The organism is Ruegeria sp. AG1 (genome assembly GCF_056541705.1).
In genome coordinates, this window is record NZ_JBQFYU010000002.1 from 250,328 (window position 1) to 267,650 (window position 17,323).

17 protein-coding genes are annotated in these 17,323 nt (G+C 56.7%); 5 read left to right on the plus strand and 12 right to left on the minus strand.

Features of this window, described 5'->3' with window-relative positions; all coding sequences use genetic code 11:
* Positions 1-10: 10 nt before the first annotated feature.
* Complete coding sequence (gene tsf / locus ACR0B5_RS03675; protein WP_480538475.1) at positions 11-886, plus strand: translation elongation factor Ts; 876 nt, start codon at positions 11-13, stop codon at positions 884-886.
* A gap of 362 nt (positions 887-1,248) precedes the next feature.
* Here the strand turns inward: tsf and ACR0B5_RS03680 are convergent, their stop codons facing one another.
* The 3 genes from ACR0B5_RS03680 to ACR0B5_RS03690 form a co-directional block, all read right to left on the minus strand.
* Positions 1,249-2,004 (minus strand): LuxR family transcriptional regulator, encoded by a 756-nt coding sequence (locus ACR0B5_RS03680; protein ID WP_170373729.1) that lies wholly within the window; start codon positions 2,002-2,004, stop codon positions 1,249-1,251.
* Entirely contained in the window at positions 2,001-2,450 is a 450-nt protein-coding gene (aroQ, locus tag ACR0B5_RS03685; RefSeq protein WP_170466932.1) for a type II 3-dehydroquinate dehydratase, read from the minus strand. Before aroQ ends, ACR0B5_RS03680 begins: the two co-directional genes overlap by 4 nt.
* 115 nt (positions 2,451-2,565) lie before the next feature.
* Positions 2,566-3,567: an NADPH:quinone oxidoreductase family protein gene (locus tag ACR0B5_RS03690; protein WP_480538477.1), complete on the minus strand. Its 1,002-nt coding sequence runs from the start codon at positions 3,565-3,567 to the stop codon at positions 2,566-2,568.
* A 105-nt stretch (positions 3,568-3,672) separates the two neighbouring features.
* Between ACR0B5_RS03690 and ACR0B5_RS03695 the strand changes: the two genes are divergently transcribed.
* The 4 genes from ACR0B5_RS03695 to ACR0B5_RS03710 all read left to right on the plus strand — a co-directional run bounded on the left by ACR0B5_RS03695 (position 3,673) and on the right by ACR0B5_RS03710 (position 7,682).
* The gene (locus ACR0B5_RS03695; protein WP_480538479.1) at positions 3,673-4,491 is read left to right on the plus strand and encodes an SDR family NAD(P)-dependent oxidoreductase; all 819 of its coding nucleotides are present in this window, start codon (positions 3,673-3,675) and stop codon (positions 4,489-4,491) included.
* Between the two features lie 2 nt (positions 4,492-4,493).
* Positions 4,494-5,519 (plus strand): phosphotransferase, encoded by a 1,026-nt coding sequence (locus ACR0B5_RS03700; RefSeq protein ID WP_480538481.1) that lies wholly within the window; start codon positions 4,494-4,496, stop codon positions 5,517-5,519.
* Positions 5,520-5,585: 66 nt separating this feature from the next.
* The gene (locus ACR0B5_RS03705; protein WP_480538483.1) at positions 5,586-6,761 is read left to right on the plus strand and encodes a serine hydrolase domain-containing protein; all 1,176 of its coding nucleotides are present in this window, start codon (positions 5,586-5,588) and stop codon (positions 6,759-6,761) included.
* A 51-nt stretch (positions 6,762-6,812) separates the two neighbouring features.
* Complete coding sequence (locus ACR0B5_RS03710) at positions 6,813-7,682, plus strand: acyl-CoA thioesterase (RefSeq protein ID WP_480538735.1); 870 nt, start codon at positions 6,813-6,815, stop codon at positions 7,680-7,682.
* On the opposite strand, the gene ACR0B5_RS03715 is transcribed toward ACR0B5_RS03710, so the two are convergent.
* From ACR0B5_RS03715 to ACR0B5_RS03755, 9 genes are all read right to left on the minus strand, one after another.
* On the minus strand, positions 7,679-8,446 hold the full coding sequence (locus tag ACR0B5_RS03715; protein ID WP_480538485.1) for an SDR family oxidoreductase: 768 nt from the start codon (positions 8,444-8,446) through the stop codon (positions 7,679-7,681). The two genes, ACR0B5_RS03710 and ACR0B5_RS03715, sit on opposite strands and share 4 nt — an antisense overlap.
* Positions 8,447-8,566: 120 nt before the next feature.
* The gene (locus ACR0B5_RS03720; RefSeq protein WP_170373722.1) at positions 8,567-9,796 is read right to left on the minus strand and encodes an acyl-CoA dehydrogenase; all 1,230 of its coding nucleotides are present in this window, start codon (positions 9,794-9,796) and stop codon (positions 8,567-8,569) included.
* 127 nt (positions 9,797-9,923) lie between these two features.
* Complete coding sequence (gene phoB, locus ACR0B5_RS03725) at positions 9,924-10,613, minus strand: phosphate regulon transcriptional regulator PhoB (protein WP_170373721.1); 690 nt, start codon at positions 10,611-10,613, stop codon at positions 9,924-9,926.
* A 12-nt stretch (positions 10,614-10,625) separates the two neighbouring features.
* Positions 10,626-11,333: a phosphate signaling complex protein PhoU gene (gene phoU, locus ACR0B5_RS03730; RefSeq protein ID WP_170373720.1), complete on the minus strand. Its 708-nt coding sequence runs from the start codon at positions 11,331-11,333 to the stop codon at positions 10,626-10,628.
* 16 nt (positions 11,334-11,349) lie between these two features.
* Positions 11,350-12,147 (minus strand): phosphate ABC transporter ATP-binding protein PstB, encoded by a 798-nt coding sequence (pstB, locus tag ACR0B5_RS03735; protein ID WP_170373719.1) that lies wholly within the window; start codon positions 12,145-12,147, stop codon positions 11,350-11,352.
* 13 nt (positions 12,148-12,160) lie between these two features.
* Complete coding sequence (gene pstA / locus ACR0B5_RS03740; protein WP_425082789.1) at positions 12,161-13,492, minus strand: phosphate ABC transporter permease PstA; 1,332 nt, start codon at positions 13,490-13,492, stop codon at positions 12,161-12,163.
* The gene (gene pstC / locus ACR0B5_RS03745) at positions 13,489-14,961 is read right to left on the minus strand and encodes a phosphate ABC transporter permease subunit PstC (RefSeq protein WP_425083198.1); all 1,473 of its coding nucleotides are present in this window, start codon (positions 14,959-14,961) and stop codon (positions 13,489-13,491) included. Before pstC ends, pstA begins: the two co-directional genes overlap by 4 nt.
* A gap of 85 nt (positions 14,962-15,046) precedes the next feature.
* Entirely contained in the window at positions 15,047-16,087 is a 1,041-nt protein-coding gene (locus ACR0B5_RS03750; RefSeq protein WP_170548721.1) for a substrate-binding domain-containing protein, read from the minus strand.
* A gap of 184 nt (positions 16,088-16,271) precedes the next feature.
* Positions 16,272-17,318, minus strand: a complete 1,047-nt coding sequence (locus ACR0B5_RS03755) for a sensor histidine kinase (protein ID WP_480538488.1) — start codon at positions 17,316-17,318, stop codon at positions 16,272-16,274.
* Positions 17,319-17,323 lie beyond the last annotated feature (5 nt).

The following is a 17,323-nucleotide window of genomic DNA, read 5'->3' on the forward strand; positions in this document are numbered from 1 at the left end:
GAGCCAAAAGATGGCAATCACAGCAGCAATGGTTAAAGAACTGCGCGACGCAACCGGCGCAGGCATGATGGACGCGAAAAAAGCCCTGACCGAAACCGGCGGCAACATGGACGAGGCCGTTGACTGGCTGCGCACCAAAGGTCTGGCCAAAGCGGCCAAGAAATCGGGCCGTACCGCAGCAGAAGGTCTGGTTGCTGTTCACGTCAACGGTGGCAACGGTGTTGCTGTCGAAGTGAACTCGGAAACCGACTTCGTTGCGAAGAACGCTGAGTTCCAGGAAATGGTCGGCAAGATCACCTACGCTGCCGAAGGCGTCGACAATGTCGAAGCTCTCCTGGCTGCTGATCTGGGCGGAAAGTCCGTTGCAGACACCATCACCGACAAGATCGCCACCATCGGCGAAAACATGTCGGTGCGCCGCATGTCGAAATTGTCGGGCGACACCGTTGTGTCCTACGTTCACAACGCAGCCACCAACGGCATGGGCAAAATCGGCGTTCTGGTTGCTCTGACCGGTGGCGACGAAGCGATCGGCAAGCAGGTTGCGATGCACATCGCAGCTGTGAACCCGGCAGCTCTGTCCGAGGCCGACATGGATCCGGCTGTTGTCGAGAAAGAAAAGCAGGTTCAGATGGACATCGCCCGCGAATCCGGCAAGCCGGAGCAGGTGATCGAGAAGATGATCGAAGGCCGTATGAAGAAATTCGTGGCTGAATCGACTCTGTTGAACCAGTCCTTCGTTGTGAACCCTGACCTGACTGTTGAAGCAGCGGCAAAAGAAGTAGGCGCAACCATCACCGGCTTCATCCGTCTGGAAGTTGGCGAAGGCATCGTGGTCGAAAAAGAAGACTTCGCTGCAGAAGTTGCCAAAGCGGCACAAGGCTAAGTCTTTGCTCTAGGCCCCGGTTGCGGGGCCTGACTACATTCAGAACCGGTCACGTCGAACGTGGCCGGTTTTTTCGTGCCAGAGATAGATTTGTCTGTTCAAGCAGAAGGTGAATGGAGGGCCCCGCATGATGGGGATGGTCGGGACCCTCCAAAATTCCGACGTCGGTACGCGGACGAATAGGCGCTCCAAAAGTCAGAGTGATTGGAGAGCTCTGGTATTGCAAAGATCCAATCGAATGTTCCTTGGCTAAAGCCACCACTCACGGAACGGTATCAATCTGCAATTTTCCCGTGAAGATGGGAAGTCATGATTTCCTTACCTAAGGTAAATTGACGCGGTTTGGCGTCAATCTCTTGTGGTCAGGCTTCCATCACATACATCTGGTTGTGTAGGGCGGCTTTCAGAACGGCCTGGGCCGTCGTCTCGACCGAAAGCGATTCGCGTGCCAGCCTCAGGTGTTTTTCTACTGTCGCCGCCGTCAGCCCCATCAGCAGGGCTATATCCTGAGTCGTTTTGCCATCACCGACCCATTGCAGCGCCTCTCGCTGGCGTTTGGTGAGCGAACGATTCGGAGGTGTGTAGGGAAGCGTCAGGATCTTGAGATGAGCGATGTTGTTCATCAGAAGAATATCCTCGCCATGCTCTTCCCACATGTCGTCAATCTCGTCCTGGTTGCGGTTTTCTTCGGCCGATAGCGAGATCGCACCCTTGGACCGCACGGAGACTGAGTTGAAGCTGACAGTATATCCAGCAAGCACGTTGTGCGACTTGTTGAAATCCACAACCTTCTGCTGCTCGGGCGTGAGTTCTCCGTTCGAGGCCAAATCCTGAATCAATCCCCAGCTTGCCGCACCATCATTGTTCAGAGCCCATTGCAGCATCGGAGCGTTGGAATACCTGCTGTCCCCGAGGAAACCGTCAACATATTCACGCCGATGATTGCTGAGGATTACAAAATCCTCAGGGTCACCCAAGGACGTGGCAGTACGATATTGAGTGTAGCCATAAATTAGCCGGTCAAAACCGTATATGGCCATCTGTCGGCAATGGGCATCCCAAAGCTCTTCCAGGGTTCTGGCATAGCTCACAAAGCGAAGATATTCCTTCAACTTCATGCAACGTCCCCTGATTTCAAATGAGCCGCCAAGGCATCAAGTGCCAAAACATAGCTCTGTGCACCAAAACCGCAGATCTGCCCAAGGGCAACCGACGCGATGTAGGACTTGTGGCGGAAGCTTTCCCGCGCGTGGATGTTCGACAAGTGAACCTCGACCAAGGGCAGTTCCACCGAGGCAATCGCATCCATCAGGGCAATCGACGTATGGGTATAGGCGCCTGCGTTCAGAACCAAACCGTTCTGCGTGCCACGGGCCTGATGGATGGCGTCTATCAGCGCACCTTCGTGATTGGACTGAAATGTCGAAACCTCAAGCCCGATAGACGTGCCATGAGCAACGCATTGTTCCTCCACCATTTTCAAGGTGGTGCTGCCGTAAACCTCAGGCTGTCGGGTGCCCAAAAGATTGAGGTTCGGGCCATTCAACACAAGAATTTTATTCATAAATCTCCGTCCCCATATTCGTTTCTTAAACGGCATTTGGTGGGGATGTCTACCGGACAATGCTCCAATGAGGCGAGTGGGCTGACAAAGATGCCTTTGATGCAACCCGCTCCAGTTAGGTATCGTCCATTGTGACCACAACCTTTCCGAGAACGAAGCGCTGAGAAAGCAGCTCGATTGCCGCCGCGCCCTCGGATAAGGGAAAGCGCGCTGTGATGCGGGGTTTGACTTTACCTGCGGCGTATAAGTTAAACAATTCACTTAGGTTTTCGGCATGAGTGTCAGGTTCGCGAAAGACGGAGGCCCCCCAGAAGACGCCGACGATCTGGCATCCTTTCAGCAGCGCGAGATTGAGTGGCACACTGGGGATTCCTGCTGGAAACCCGACAACCAGATATCGACCCTTCCACGCGATGCTGCGCAACGCGGGTTCCGCATAGGCTCCGCCCACCGCGTCATAGATGACATCGACACCTTCAGCACCCGCTAACGCCTTGATCTCCTTCGAGAAGGCTTTCTGGGCGTCTTTGTCCGGGTCTTTGGGGTACAGGATTGTCTCATCCGCACCGATTGAGCGGCAGAATTCAGCTTTGTCTGGCGTGGAAACCGCAGCGATGACTCGCGCGCCCATGGCTTTGCCCAACTCGATCGCCGCCGATCCGACACCACCCGCAGCCCCAAGCACCAACAACGTCTCACCTGGTTGGAGGGCTGCTCTATCCTTCAAGGCATGGTAGGAGGTGCCATAGGTGAAGATAAAACACGCCGCCTCATCAAAGGGCATGGTGTCAGGAAACTTGATTACGTCCTTGGCTTTTGTCGCAAGATGCGTGGCAAAGCCGCCATGACCGGTCAGCGCCAGAACGCGATCTCCGATCTCGAACCCTTTGACACCGTCGCCAAGCGCAAGCACCTCACCTGCGATTTCGCCGCCAGGGGCAAAGGGCCGCGGTGGCTTCATCTGATAGAGGTCGCGGATCATCAGCGTATCGGGAAAGTTCACCCCGGCGGCTTTTATTCCAACCAGTATCTCTCCGCGGCTCGGGGTCGGATCGGGCAGGGTGGTCAGTTCCAGAGTCTCCGGTCCACCCGCTGCGACGCTGAGTAATGCTTGCATGTTGCCCTCATTGTTCCTGTTATTCTTGCAGATAGAATTTTGGGGCGGGATCGCGCGCTGTCAACGGCGCACCCCCTTTCCCCTACGACAAGCAAGGAGTGCGGCATGACCCCGGAAACCCTGTTTTCTTTGGAAGGAAAGGTGGCTCTGGTCACCGGCGGTGCCACCGGAATTGGCCGCATGGCCGCCGAAGCGCTTGTTCGGGCCGGAGCGCATGTGCTGATCGCCTCCCGCAAAGGTGACGCCTGCGAGGCCGTCGCGGCGGAGCTGAACGCGTTGGATGCGCCCGGCAGTGCCGAGGGGTTTGCAGGTGATCTGGGCAGCAAAGATGGGATCGACGATGTCGTTTTCGAGATCAATAAACGGACGGAACGCCTTGATATTTTGATGAATAACTCCGGCGTGTCCTGGGGTGCGCCTTTAGGTCAATTCCCTCACGATGCGTGGGACAAAGTGATGTCTGTCAATGTCGCGGGGGTGTTTGAGCTGACGCAGAAACTATTGCCGTTGCTCATGAAATCCGGCACCGCCGAAGACCCGGCGCGGGTGGTCAATGTTGGCTCGGTCATGGGTGAGGTTCCCATGGGCGACGGGGCATACAGTTACTCGGCGTCCAAGGCAGCCGTCCTGCATCTGACCAAAATCCTGGCCAAGGAATTGTCGCCTTGCCACGTCACCGTCAACGCTCTGGCACCCGGCCCGTTCGTCTCGCGCATGACCGCTTTTGCAACTGCGGATGAGACAACGCGCGAGAAGGTGGGCAAATCGGTTCCTCTGGGCCGAGTTGGGCGTGACGATGACATCGCAGGCTGTATGCTGTTTCTCTGCGGGCGAGGGGGCAGCTACGTGACCGGAGCCGTCATCCCCGTGTCTGGAGGCATCAACGTAGTTACAGCAGGCAACATCTTTGCCGAAGCGTTTTGACGATGAATACGAACAACCCATTGGATCTGGACGCGGTCGATACCTACCTTGCCGCAAACCTCTCAGGGTATCGCGGCCCTCTGAAGGCCCACAAGTTCGATATAGGGCAATCCAACCCGACTTTCGCACTTGAGACACCGGATCGGACTTACGTTTTACGCCGTAAACCTATGGGAAAGCTTCTTAAATCTGCGCATGCAGTGGAGCGAGAGTTTCGTGTGCAACAGGCGCTTGCAGGCAGTGATGTCCCTGTGCCCGAGATGTTTCTTCTATGCGAAGACACTTCAGTCATAGGGTCCTCTTTCTACGTGATGGAACACCTAAAGGGTCGTGTCTTCTTGGAACCAACCCTGACCGGTGAAAGCAATGAGACGCGCACCGCCATCATGGATGAAATGAACCGGGTGCTGGCCGCGCTGCATTCCGTCGATATCGACGCAGTAGGCCTCGCCGACTATGGCCCGAGCGGCAATTACTTCGAACGTCAGATCGCGCGCTGGACGAAGCAGTACCACGCGTCCGAGACAAACAAGATTGCTCAAATGGATGCGCTGATCACAGGGTTGGAGGATGCTTTGCCGGAAGACGATGGTCAGCGCAGTCTTGTGCATGGCGACTATCGGATCGACAACTTGATGTTTGAACGCAACGGCACCCGGTGTATCGGCGTGCTGGATTGGGAGTTGTCGACGATCGGCCACCCTTATGCCGACCTTGCTGCGGTGATCATGCAGTGGCAGCTGCCTCCGGGGCCAGAAGGGCGGGGGCTGGCCGGGATTGACCGCAAAACCATCGGATTGCCCAGTGATAGAGTCTATATCGACCAATATTGCGCGCGGCGCGGGCTGCCGGAAATAAAGGATTTTGGCTTCTATCTGGCCTTTAACTTCTTTCGAATGGCCGCCATTCTGCAGGGCGTCTACAAACGCGCGCTGGACGGCAACGCATCGGACCCGGGCCGGGCGAAATTGTTCGGTGACTACGTGCCGCTCTTTGCACAGCATGGTTTGTCGGCATTGGACGCTTAGGGCGGAGGGATCTTTGGAATGCCGGTAATGTTGGATCAAGACAGGTTGAATCGCATTCGCCCGTGGATGCAACGCTATGTAGATCAACGAAAATATCCCGGCAGTTCGGTTCTTTTGAAACAAAAAGGGCAGGAGGTCTTTTTCCACGCCTGCGGCCAGCGCAATATCGAAGCCGAACTGCCGTTCGAGCGTGACACGCTGGTCCGTATCTATTCGATGACCAAACCGATCACATCAGTTGCGGTGATGATGCTGGTCGAGCGCGGATTGATCCACCTTGGCGCACCTTTGTCCGCGTATCTGCCCGAATTTGCCGCGCCTCAGGCGTTGGTTCCCAATGCCGAGCGGTTGGATCAGACCGAAGCCGCGCCGCCGCCGGCTCTGCACCAGCTTCTGACCCACACGAGCGGGTTCAGCTACCCATTCAATCCTGGTCTTCTGCCATCGGCGATGGAAGAGCGGGATATGATCTTCAAGCCTAATCAAGGGCTTCTGAAGGATAGAGTAAGCGATCTCGCCGCGCTGCCTCTGGCGTTTCAACCGGGCAGCCGGTGGGAGTATTCGGTCAGCACCGACGTCCTAGGTCGCGTTGTTGAGGTCGTCTCGGGAAAGACGTTGGACCAGTTCTTCCAACAGGAGATCTTTGAGCCGCTCGGAATGCGAGAGACGGGCTTTGTGGTCCCGAAAGATGCCGGCGATGGATTTGCGTCGCTCTATACGCCTTTGGCCGGCGACGCGATGGATCTCAACTCGGCCGAACAGTCCGAGGATTCGCTCAGGCTGGTGGATCAAGCGGGATCTTCTCCGTTCGAAGCCACCACTACGTTCTCGGGCGGTGGTGGCTTGGTCGGAACGATAGACGACTATAGCCGGTTTGCTGAAATGCTGCGGAACCGAGGGCAGGCTGCGGGCGAACGGTTATTGGGACCGAAGACGGTAGATTTCATGATGATCAATCACTTACCCGGCGATATTGCCTCAATGGGCCCCAGTAGTTTTGCGGAACAACCGATGGAAGGTATGGGGTTTGGATTGGGCGGCTCTGTCGTGCTGAACCCGGGTCGTACCGGAGTGCCTGGGTCTGTCGGGGACTTCAGCTGGGGCGGCATGGCCTCGACGTATTTCTGGATTGACCGGTCCTTGGATTTGTCGGCTGTGTTCTTCACTCAATTGTCGCCGTCCAGCTCTTACCCGTCCCGCGCGGAACTCAAGGCTCTGGTCTTGGGTGCGGTGATTGATTGATGGCGCGGGTGTTGGTACCTCATCCCCCAAATGAACAAGATCGAGCAACCCATGACCGAAGCTGAGCGTATTCTTCTGGACCTTCTGAACATTGAACGGCTTGAGGTTGACCTGTTCAGGGGTACTGGATCAGGTGGTGAGACACCGACGCGTATCTTTGGCGGTCAGGTCATCGCGCAGGCGCTAGCAGCGGCTTACAGAACGGTTGATGACAGGCTCTGCCATTCCTTGCATGCTTATTTCATCCGTCCGGGTGACCCCAGTATTCCCGTTGTTTATCAAGTGGATCGTGCCAGAGACGGCGGTTCTTTCACCACGCGGCGCGTGGTTGCGATTCAACATGGTAAGCAGATCCTCAATATGTCTGCATCCTTTCATGTTGAGGATGAAGGATGGTCTCATCAGCATCCAATGCCGTCTTCTGAGAGCCCAGAAACCCATCCATCGCGCAGCGAACTACGCCATAAGTATGTGGAACAAGTCCCTGAAAAGATGAAGAAAGAGTTGTTGCGTGAGAGACCTATCGAAGTGCGTGAAGTGGATCATCTCGACCCATTTCGACCTGAAATTTCCGGTGATCAGAACAAGATCTGGTTCCGAATGCCCGGAGCGGCGTCAACTGATGTCCGAACGCAGCATCTTATCTTGGCCTACGCCTCAGACATGAGCCTGATGAGTTCCGGCATGCGGCCACACGGGCTGAGCTGGTTCACAGGTCAGGTAAACGCAGCGAGCTTGGATCACGCGCTGTGGTTTCATGCGCCGGTGCGTTTTGAAAACTGGCATCTCTATGTGATGGAATCACCGTGGACGGGGCAGGGGCGGTCTTTCAATCGCGGCTCCATCTATTCCGAGGATGGCGTTTTGGTGGCGTCAGTTGCGCAAGAGGGATTGATGCGACGACCAAATGGCCGCTCTTAAGGGTCGCCTATAAACCGTTGATTTAATTTGTTCATGCCGAGCAGCCATCGGTCATAGTCAGCTGTTTTGTGGCGAATGTATTCAAGGACTTCGGGATGCGGCAGGATCAGGAATTGCTCGGCTCGAATACCGTCCACACAGGCCTGTGCGACATCCTCCGGCTCGAGCATTCCGTCAATAGCCGCGACCGAGGTTTCATGACCGCGTGTCATCTCGGATCTGACAGCTTGCGGGCATAGGGCCGAAACTTTCAAACCTTTATGGCCGTAGGTCAACGCCAACCATTCTGCAAAACCGATGGCCGCGTGTTTGGTGACGCCATACGGCGCCGCGCCGGGTTGGTTCAAAAGCCCGGCAGCCGACGCCGTGATCATCATGTAGCCACGGCCGCGCTCGACGAACCGTGGAACAAGGTGACGCGCCAACCAGACATGAGACATCACGTTGATGTCCCAAATGCGGTTCCAGTCTTCATCTGGCACGTCCAAACCGCCGAGTGTCAGGATTCCGGCATTTGCACAAAACAGATCGATCGGAGCAATCTCGTCCTCGACTTGCTCGATCAGGGCTTTGATCTGTGCTTCGCTGGAGACGTCGCACGGAAATGCGTGCCCGCCGATTTCGTCCGCCAAGGCTTGCGCAGTTGCTCCGTCGATGTCGGAACAGACAACGGTTGCGCCATCTGCAGAGAACCTTTTAGCGAGACCTTTGCCTATACCGCCAGCTGCGCCGGTTATGACAACTGTCTTTCCGCTGAGTTCCAAATCGTTTTCCTCTGTGGTTGGGTTTGATTAGCGGTCATGATATTTACCATAATACCAATTAAACGTATTACAGATTAGTGTCGCCCTAGATCAAACCCTATACCTAACCGGCTTTAAGACCTAGAAAAATGCCTGCAGCCCAGTTTGCGCACGCCCAAGGATAAGAGCGTGAACGTCATGAGTGCCCTCATAGGTGTTCACAGTCTCCAGATTGACCATGTGGCGGATAACCTGGAACTCCAGCGAGATACCGTTGCCGCCGTGCATGTCGCGGGCCATGCGCGCGATGTCCAGCGCTTTGCCGCAGTTGTTGCGTTTCACGATGGAAACCATCTCGGGCGCTGCTTCGGCCTGATCCATCAGGCGACCGACGCGCAGGCTTGCTTGTAGAGCCAAAGCGATCTCGGTCTGCATGTCGGCCAGTTTGCGTTGGTATAGCTGCGTTTGCGCCAGCGGTTTGTTGAACTGCTTACGGTCCAAACCGTATTGCAGCGCTGCATGCCAGCAATGTTCGGCTGCACCCATCACGCCCCAGCTGATCCCATAGCGCGCGCGGTTCAGACAGCCGAACGGGCCTTTTAGACCTTGCACATGAGGTAGCAAAGCGCCCTCGCCCACCTCGATGCCATCCAGCACGATTTCTCCGGTGATCGAGGCTCGCAGGCTGAGTTTGTTTTCGATCTTCGGTGCAGAAAGACCCGGCTGACCCTTGTCCAAAACGAACCCGCGGATCTTACCGTCATGCGCGTCCGACTTGGCCCAGACCACGAAGACATCCGCAATTGGCGCGTTCGAGATCCACATCTTGGTGCCGGTCAGGCGGTACCCACCGTCGATCTTTTCGGCCCGTGTTTTCATGCCAGCCGGGTCCGACCCTGCATCCGCTTCGGTCAAGCCGAAACAGCCGATCCATTCGCCCGAAGCCAGTTTTGGGAGGTATTTGCGGCGCTGTTCCTCGGAACCGTAGGCATAGATTGGGTACATCACCAGCGAGCTTTGCACCGACATCATCGAGCGATAGCCCGAGTCCACGCGCTCAACCTCGCGCGCGACCAGGCCGTAGGACACGTAGCCGCTGCCAAGACCGCCATATTCCTCGGGGATCGTGGTGCCCAGAAGGCCCATTTCGCCCATTTCACGGAAGATCTCGGGGTCGGTTTCTTCGTTCTGGAATGCGGCGGTAACGCGCGGCTGCAGCTTTTCCTGCGCGTACGCGCGCGCGCTATCTGCGATCATGCGCTCGTCTTCGGACAGCTGGTCGGACAGACGGAACGGATCGTCCCAGGCAAACTTACCCAGATCCGGCGCATCTTTTGCGCGCAAAGTCGGTTTGGTGGCAGGGGCGTTCATCGGGTATCTCCGGTTTGTCTGAAGTCGCTCGCACAGTAACGTGGCACTTCGCGGAAAAACAGCAAGAGTTTGACACCCGACTATGAGTAAATGTCATGGGTCAGGGGGCAAGCACCCCCTTCCCTTTTTATCCCAAGGCGTACCCTGCCCCGCGCACGGTCCGCACCGGATCATTACCGCCATGCTGAGTCAGCGCTTTGCGCAAACGGCCGATATGCACATCAACCGTTCGGGTGTCGACATAGATGTCGCGCCCCCAGACCCGGTCCAGCAATTGCTCACGGCTCCAAACCCGGCCAGGTTTTTCCATGAAGGTGCTGAGAAGGCGGAATTCAGTCGGTCCCAGTTTCAGCGAATGGCTGCCACGGCTGACCTTGTGGGTCTCGGAATCCAGTATGATATCGTCGAATTCAAGGCGAATACCCACCGTCGCTGGGCGTACACGGCGCAATTGGGTCCGCACCCGAGCCATGAGTTCCACGACTGAGTATGGCTTGACCACATAGTCATCTGCGCCAGTCTCAAGCCCGCGCACCTTGTCGACCTCTTCCGACCGCGCCGAGAGCATGATGATCGGAATAGAACGGGTGTCGGGCCGCGTTTTCAGGCGTCGGCAGACCTCGATCCCGCTGAGATTGGGCATCATCCAGTCCAGAACGATGATGTCGGGGCTGTCTTCGTCCACCAGCAACAGCGCCTCGTCTCCGCTGGCCGCCTTTGAGACGCGAAAGCCTTCGGCCTCAAGGTTGTAGGCCAGCACTTCACGCTGGGCGAGCTCATCTTCGACCACCAGAACTGTTGGTTGATCTGCAGACATAAGAGGCGTCTCCTAGACGGTTTGCGACGTTGTGTCGGCCTTAGGGCGCGACTCGGTCGGGCGCTCGCCGGTGACCAGATACACAACCTGTTCGGCAATCGCGGTAACGTGGTCGCCCATGCGTTCGATGTTCTTTGCGATGAAATGCAGGTGCATGCAGGACGAAATGCTGCGCGGATCCTCGGCCATGAAGGTCAGGAATTCGCGGAACAGGCCGTTATACATCTGGTCCACCTCCTCATCGCGGTCGATGACATCGGCGGCCAGTTCGGCATCCCGTTGAATATAGGCATCCAGCGCGTCGCGCAGCATGACCTCAACCTCGCGCGCCATCCGGCGCAGCGCCGAGGCACTGCCGTTGATCTCGCCCGAGTTCACCAGCACAGTGGTCCGCTTGGCGATATTCTTGGAATAGTCGCCAATCCGTTCCAGGTTGGCCGAGACCTTCAGCACCGAAAGCACCAGCCGCAGGTCGCTTGCCGTCGGTGCGCGCAGGGCGATCAGGCGGGCGGTTTCCTCGTTGATGATATCCTCGAGCGCGTCGATGGCTTTGTCGCCCTGACGCACCTGCTGTGCCAGTTCCTCGTCCCGCGTTTCTAGCGAGCGGGCGGCGCCCATGATCGCGGCTTCGACCAGACCGCCCATCTTCATGATATGTGCCTGGATCGCTTCGAGATCGCGGTCGAAGACAGAGGCAATATGTTGTTCTGAATCGTTCATGTCGGAATACCTGTGCTCAGCCGATCCGGCCGGTGATGTAGCTTTCGGTGCGCGGGTCCACCGGGTTGGTGAAAATCTGTCCTGTTTCGCCGAACTCGACCAGGTTACCCAAATGGAAAAAGGCCGTTTTCTGGCTGACACGCGCGGCCTGCTGCATCGAGTGGGTCACGATGACCACAGAATACTGAGCGCGAAGTTCGTCAATCAACTCTTCGACCTGGGCTGTCGCAATCGGGTCCAGCGCCGAGCAAGGCTCGTCCATCAGCAGAACTTCGGGTTCTGTCGCCACGGCGCGGGCTATGCACAAGCGCTGCTGCTGACCGCCGGACAGGCCAGTGCCCGGAGCGTCCAGACGATCCTTGACCTCTTCCCAGATCGCTCCGCGACGCAGGGATTTCTCGACGATCTCATCCAGTTCCGCTTTGTTCTTGGCAAGACCGTGGATGCGCGGGCCATAGGCCACATTGTCATAGATCGACTTCGGGAAGGGGTTGGGTTTCTGGAACACCATCCCGACCTTGGCGCGCAGCTGAACAGGATCAACGCGTTTGTCGTAGATGTCTTCGCCGTCCAGTTTGAAGCTGCCTTCAACCCGCGCGACATCAATTGTGTCGTTCATTCGGTTCAGACAGCGCAGGAACGTGGATTTACCGCAGCCCGAAGGACCAATGAAGGCTGTGACAGTCTTGTCTTCGATATCGACATTCACATCTTTGATGGCGTGAGTGTCACCGTAAAAGACTTGGCAGTCCCGGCACTCCAGCTTGATTTCATTGGTATCCACTTGTCTCTCCACTCGTGACATGTCGTTCATGGGTCTGCCCTTCTTACCAGCGGCGTTCAAAGCGGCGGCGCAGAATGATTGCGATGATGTTCATTGTCAGCAGGAAAATCAAAAGGATGATGATCCCGCCCCAAGCTTTTTCGTAGAACCCAACGTCTGCGCGCGCAGCCCAAGTGTAAATCTGGGCAGGCATGGCTGAGTTTGGTTCGGTGAACCCGGCAAGGAATCCGTCTGGGTAGCCACGGGCAACAAAGCCCACCATCCCGATCAGCAACAGCGGAGCGGTTTCCCCCAGCGCCTGCGCCAGACCAATGATTGTGCCAGTTAGGATACCGGGCGCGGCCAGCGGCAGAACGTGATGGAAGACGGCCTGCATTTTGGAAGCCCCTACCCCAAGTGCGGCATCACGGATCGACGGTGGCACTGCTTTCAGCGACGCCCGGGTCGAGATGATGATCGTCGGCAAGGTCATCAAGGTCAGCACCAGACCACCGACCAGTGGGGCCGATTGCGGCAGGTGCATGAACTGAATGAAGACAGCCAGACCAAGGATACCAAATACGATCGAAGGAACCGCAGCCAGGTTCGAGATATTCACCTCAATCAGATCGGTAAACCTGTTTTGCGGCGCGAATTCTTCCAGATAGATCGACGCGGCTACGCCAATTGGCAGCGAAAGCGCCAGAACCACTAGCATCATGAAGAACGATCCTACAACCGAAGCACCAATGCCGGCGCCGCCAGGGTTGTCCACGCCCGAGTCTGCCCCGGTGATGAACGGCCAGTTGAAGACCTGTTTAATGATTCCAGCTTCCTTAAGTGCATCGACCAGATCCAGATCGCTTTTCTGGAGGAAGCGACTATCCTGTATGGTGTCACGCGACACCCGGCCCTTGAAGTATCCATCAACGCGGCTTGAGGCCGCTAGATCAAACTCGATAGGCTCGCCCAGTTTGTCCGGGTTTTCCGCGTAGAATGTTCGAATGGTTCCGCCAACTTTACCCAGCAGACGCTCAATTGCCGCCTCGTCGAAATCGACTTGGAGACCGCTTTCATCGAGCTCTTTATTCAGTGCCGCGATGAATAGGTCCGAATAGGCTTTGGTCTTGAACAGCGTGCTTTCAGCCTCTTCCTGTTCTTGTTGGGTCAGGGTGAACTCTACGCTGACAACAGTCCGGGTGAAGGCTGGAATACCCTCGGACAGGATCGATGCGAACAGGACGATCAGGAAGAACAGACCGGTCGCAATCGCGACGATACCATAGGCACGGAAGCGTTTTTCTGCCCTAGCGCGTTTGCGGGTCCGCGCATCATATGCAGTCAGGGAAACAGCTTGGCGACCCGTTTCTGGGTTTTGCATGCTTGCGTCGGTCATTCGTACTGCTCCCGGTACTTGCGCACGATGTAAAGGGCAAAGACGTTCAGGCCCAGCGTGACAACGAACAGTGTCATGCCAAGCGCAAAGGCAACTAGCGCTTCTGGCGAGGCAAAGTCTGCGTCGCCGGTCAGCTGGCTCACGATTTTTGCGGTGACGGTTGTCATCGCCTCAAACGGGTTCAGGCTAAGCCGAGCGGCTGCCCCTGCCCCCAGAACCACGATCATGGTCTCACCAATAGCACGTGAGGCTGCGAGCAGGATCGCACCCACGATGCCCGGTAGCGCGGCAGGCAGAACCACCTGGCGGATGGTTTCGGACTGCGTTGCACCCAGGCCATAGGACCCGTCACGCATCGCTTGTGGCACAGCGTTGATAATGTCGTCGGACAGCGACGACACAAAGGGGATCAGCATGATGCCCATCACCAGACCGGCTGTCATCACGGCCGTACCCGCCTTCATCCAGCCCAATCCGTTATCACCAAAGACGTCCAACAAAAGAGGACCGACGGTCAGCAGGGCGAACAAGCCGTATACGATGGTTGGAATGCCCGCCAGAACCTCCAGCAACGGCTTGGCAACAGACCGCACGGCAGGCGATGCATATTCGCTGAGGTAAATGGCGGCAAACAGCCCAATCGGCACAGCCACCAGCAGAGCAACGATAGAGATATAGAGCGTTCCCCAAAGCAGCGGGATGATCCCAAGTTCCGATAACCCGCCCCGGCCCGAAAAGCTGGGCGACCAGGTCAGGCCAAAAAAGAACTCTGGCGCTGGGTAGAGCTTGAAAAACTCCCATGTATTGAAAACCAGTGACAGAACAATACCAACGGTGGTCAGAATTGCAATCGAGGCCGCTGCGAGTAGCATAAAGCGCACACCCTGCTCAACAACGTTGCGGGCGCGATAGTCCGCCTTGGTTTGCATCCAGCCTGCCCCGGCGCCAATCAGCGCCACGACCAGAACCACGACGGTCATGATTCCATATCCGGTTGCATTTAAAGCGCGATGGCTCTGTGCCGCGTTTAGCACCGGTTGGGTGATATCGGATGTAACCACTTGACCCGCATCTTTCAGATTCTGAGTCACTTCGGTCAGATCGGCTTGGGGGTCACTAGCGGCTGCTTCGGTCATATTTCCTTGCGACACAGCTGCTTGCAGGCCGCTTGCCGTGCGACGCACCTCGGCCATGACCAAACTTAGAGAGGAACCCTCTTTGACTGATGTATCGGGGATCATGCCCGAGACCTTGGAATTCACATACAACGGCTGAACAAGCAGCCACATAATGAGAAGGCCAAAAGCCGGGACAATAGTCTTCAAAAGAACATTTGCGCCGTAATAGGCTGGCAGCGAATGCAAGTCTCGCGGTTCGCCTCCTGCGCTTTGAATTGCGCGGGCCCGTCCCAGAACATAGCCGAGCACAGCGATCGCCAACACGATCAAAACAAGCCAAAATATCGGCATCATATCCCCACTATTCCTGACTGGGCAAAAGTCGCAGAAAGGGACGGCGAATTCCGCCGCCCCAAACATTCATCCATAGATCGGCTTAGCTGCCCGAACCCATGGTCACTTCGTTGTTGATCGCTTCCTGAGTTTTTGCCAGCTCAGGGTCGGCAACCAGACCATAGTTGGCCAACGGGCTCGAGGGGCCAGCGATTTCGTCAGCGACGAAGAACTGAGCGTATTCTTTCAGGCCAGGGATCACGCCGATGTGGGCTTTCTTCACGTAGAAGAAGAGCGGACGCGATACAGGGTATTCACCGGTCGAGATGGTCTCGGTCGATGGTGCGATACCCGACATGGTCGCAACTTTCAGCTTGTCGGTGTTGTTCTCGTAGAACGCCAGACCGAAGACGCCGATGCCGTTCGGGTTGGTGTCGATACGGGCCAGGGTCTCGGTGTAGTCACCGTCGATGTCGACCGATTTGCCATCGGTACGAACAGCCAAGCATGCGTCTTCTGCGTCATCTTCGCTCATTCCGCCAGCGATCATCGCTTCCATGGCGCCAGTTGCTTCACAGCCGATCAGCAGAACTTTTTCTTCGAACACTTCACGGGTGCCGTGCTTGGTGCCGGGGATGAAGCCTGCGATTTCAACGTCAGGCAGGTCGCCGTTGAACTCGGCCCAAGTGTTGTATGGGTTGTCGACGATCTCGCCGTCTTTCAGAACCTTTGCGCCCAGAGCGTTGAAGATGTCCGAAGGCTCAAACGCGTTGAAGGCAGGGCCAGACTGCTGGCTTGCAAAGACGATGCCGTCGTAGCCGATGCGGACTTCCATGATGTCGGTCACGCCGTTTTCGGCACAGGCTTTGATTTCTTTCTCACGGATAGCGCGCGACGCGTTTGCAACGTCGATGGTGTTCTCGCCAACGCCTTCGCAGAAACGTTTCAGGCCAGCCGACGAACCACCCGATTCAACAACCGGTGTCGGGAAGTCGGTGTTCTCGCCAAACAGTTCTGCGACGATCGATGCGTAAGGCAGAACGGTTGACGAACCAGCAACCTGAACGTTGTCACGAGCTGCAGCAGTGGTTGCCGAAACGGCAGCAATTGCCAGCGCAGAAGCCGACAGTTTTACAAAGGACATTTCAGTCTCCTTGAGAATTGGGTTTTTGATCACCCCCATGATGATCTTGCGCGAACCACTAGGCCCCGTGCGTAAGGCTTTTGTGACAGGTACGTAACAGTTTTATGACAAGCGGGGTTTTTCTTACGTCCTGCTGTCATAAATCTTTCGGCGCGGCTTTGACGGCTTTATGGAAGCCCGCCTTCTAACGCGGTAAAATCACTGTAAAAACAGTGCCTTTTCCCAAATCGCTTTCCACCCGAAGGCGACCGCGGTGACGGTTGACGATATGCTTCACAATCGCGAGTCCAAGCCCGGTTCCGCCCAATTGGCGCGATCTGTGACTGTCGGCGCGATAGAACCGCTCGGTGAGTCGCGGCAGATGAACGGAATCAATGCCGGGTCCCCGGTCGATAATCTGCACCCGCACGGCAGGCCCACGCATGGCCGTGTCCCTCTCTGAGGTGGTCACGCGCAACTCGACACTGCCGCCGCTGCCGCCATATTTGATGCCGTTCTCGACCAGGTTGGTAAACACTTGACGCAACTGATCGCTGTCGCCGGTCATGGTTACCGGATCCTCAGGCGCATCAAGCGTCAACACCACTTCGGCGTCATCGGCCAGAGGGCGCATAGAGTTCAGCGTGGATTGCAGCAGACCTGTCAGTTCCAACTCCTCTTTCGGGCGCACGCGTTCCTCGCTTTCCACCCGGTTGAGCGACAGCAGATCGCCGACAAGGCGGTTCATGCGGTTTGCCTCATCCGTCATGATCTGCAGAAATCGCTCACGCGCGGCGTCGTCATCTCGGGCCGGTCCGCGCAGGGTTTCGATGAAGCCCATCAAGGCGGTCAGAGGGGTGCGGAGTTCATGACTGACATTGGCGACGAAATCGCGACGCATCTGGCTGGCTTGTTCCAGATGCGTGATGTCCTGGAAAATCGTCAGCACTGCGCCGCCCGACACCGCGCCGATGCCGTTCATATAGCGGCAAATCACCTCGAAGGTCGTGTCCTGCGCGCCATCATTTGAAAGGTGCCGCGTTTTGGACGGACCCTTGCTGCGGAGGCTTTGTTCAATCGCTTCAATGACCTGAGGCTGCCTGAGGATCGTCGCAAAATGACGGCCCGTGATGTTCTGGCTTAGCAGGGTTTTGGCGTCTGTATTGGCGGCGATGATCCGCTCGGTCTGGTCGACCAGAAGCGCGGGCATCGGAATGGCCGACACATATTCTTCCAGAAGGTTTTCAGCCATATCCG

Excerpts from the sequence above, each read along its gene's own strand:
- ACR0B5_RS03705 (WP_480538483.1), top strand. The coding sequence starts at position 5,586 with ATGCAACGCTATGTAGATCAACGAAAATATCCCGGCAGTTCGGTTCTT.
- ACR0B5_RS03755 (WP_480538488.1), bottom strand. The coding sequence starts at position 17,318 with ATGGCTGAAAACCTTCTGGAAGAATATGTGTCGGCCATTCCGATGCCC.
- ACR0B5_RS03700 (WP_480538481.1), top strand. The coding sequence starts at position 4,494 with ATGAATACGAACAACCCATTGGATCTGGACGCGGTCGATACCTACCTT.
- ACR0B5_RS03695 (WP_480538479.1), top strand. The coding sequence starts at position 3,673 with ATGACCCCGGAAACCCTGTTTTCTTTGGAAGGAAAGGTGGCTCTGGTC.
- pstB (WP_170373719.1), bottom strand. The coding sequence starts at position 12,147 with ATGAACGACATGTCACGAGTGGAGAGACAAGTGGATACCAATGAAATC.
- pstA (WP_425082789.1), bottom strand. The coding sequence starts at position 13,492 with ATGACCGACGCAAGCATGCAAAACCCAGAAACGGGTCGCCAAGCTGTT.
- ACR0B5_RS03720 (WP_170373722.1), bottom strand. The coding sequence starts at position 9,796 with ATGAACGCCCCTGCCACCAAACCGACTTTGCGCGCAAAAGATGCGCCG.
- tsf (WP_480538475.1), top strand. The coding sequence starts at position 11 with ATGGCAATCACAGCAGCAATGGTTAAAGAACTGCGCGACGCAACCGGC.
- phoU (WP_170373720.1), bottom strand. The coding sequence starts at position 11,333 with ATGAACGATTCAGAACAACATATTGCCTCTGTCTTCGACCGCGATCTC.
- ACR0B5_RS03750 (WP_170548721.1), bottom strand. The coding sequence starts at position 16,087 with ATGTCCTTTGTAAAACTGTCGGCTTCTGCGCTGGCAATTGCTGCCGTT.
- ACR0B5_RS03680 (WP_170373729.1), bottom strand. The coding sequence starts at position 2,004 with ATGAAGTTGAAGGAATATCTTCGCTTTGTGAGCTATGCCAGAACCCTG.
- phoB (WP_170373721.1), bottom strand. The coding sequence starts at position 10,613 with ATGTCTGCAGATCAACCAACAGTTCTGGTGGTCGAAGATGAGCTCGCC.
- ACR0B5_RS03710 (WP_480538735.1), top strand. The coding sequence starts at position 6,813 with ATGACCGAAGCTGAGCGTATTCTTCTGGACCTTCTGAACATTGAACGG.
- aroQ (WP_170466932.1), bottom strand. The coding sequence starts at position 2,450 with ATGAATAAAATTCTTGTGTTGAATGGCCCGAACCTCAATCTTTTGGGC.
- pstC (WP_425083198.1), bottom strand. The coding sequence starts at position 14,961 with ATGCCGATATTTTGGCTTGTTTTGATCGTGTTGGCGATCGCTGTGCTC.
- ACR0B5_RS03690 (WP_480538477.1), bottom strand. The coding sequence starts at position 3,567 with ATGCAAGCATTACTCAGCGTCGCAGCGGGTGGACCGGAGACTCTGGAA.